Source organism: Microvirga zambiensis WSM3693, from assembly GCF_016735695.1.
Lineage (GTDB): Bacteria > Pseudomonadota > Alphaproteobacteria > Rhizobiales > Beijerinckiaceae > Microvirga > Microvirga zambiensis.
On record NZ_JAERQD010000223.1, the window covers coordinates 1 to 712 of the forward strand.

The window sequence follows — 712 nt, forward strand, 5'->3', positions numbered from 1 at the left end:
GGGCTTGGCAGGCAACAACCTGCCCAAATGGGCAACTGGTGCGTTGTTGGAACAAGGACCATCCGTTCTGAACGGAGCTGCCGATGTCGCTACCCTCCCTTCACCCATGTGGATGCCCCAAGTGTCACTCGCGCAAGCCCCATCCGGACCGCATGCTTCATCGGCAGATCAACCTGCTTGCCAGCCGGCTCGACGAACAGCAGCGCCGGTGGTTTATCGCGTTTGAGGCGATGCGGATCGGCTGGGGCGGCACTCAGCGGCTTGCCCAGATCACGGGCTTGAGCCCCCATACCATCCGGCGCGGCCGTCGCGAACTCGAGGCCGGGCTTGTTGACCGCCCCACCGAGCGCGTGCGGGTCGCCGGTGGTGGCCGTCCCACCCGAGAGGTCCAGGATCCTGAACTCCCACAGACCTTGGAGGAGTTGCTCGAAGGCGAGACAGCGGGTGACCCGATGGGTCGGCACGCCAAAGCCAAGCGGAGTTCTCTGCATCATCTGAGCCATGAGCTTGCCGTCGCAGGACACCCGGCCAGCCGCCCCACGGTGGCGCGCCTGCTGCGCCAATTGGGCTACTCGCCCAAAGCCAATGCACGGCGTACCGAGGCGCACAGCACGCCGCCTGAGCGCGATGCGCAATTCCAGCACATCGCCGAACAGCGCGCGCAGTTTGCAGCCACAGGTGAGCCGATCATCAGCGTGGATTCGAAAAAAAA

Annotated in this window: 1 protein-coding gene; it reads left to right on the forward strand. The window is 64.6% G+C overall.

Annotated elements, in window-relative coordinates; all coding sequences use genetic code 11:
- Positions 1–152 precede the first annotated feature (152 nt).
- On the forward strand, positions 153–712 hold a 560-nt coding region (locus tag JKL46_RS35005), incomplete at its 3' end, for an ISAzo13-like element transposase-related protein (protein WP_425493362.1).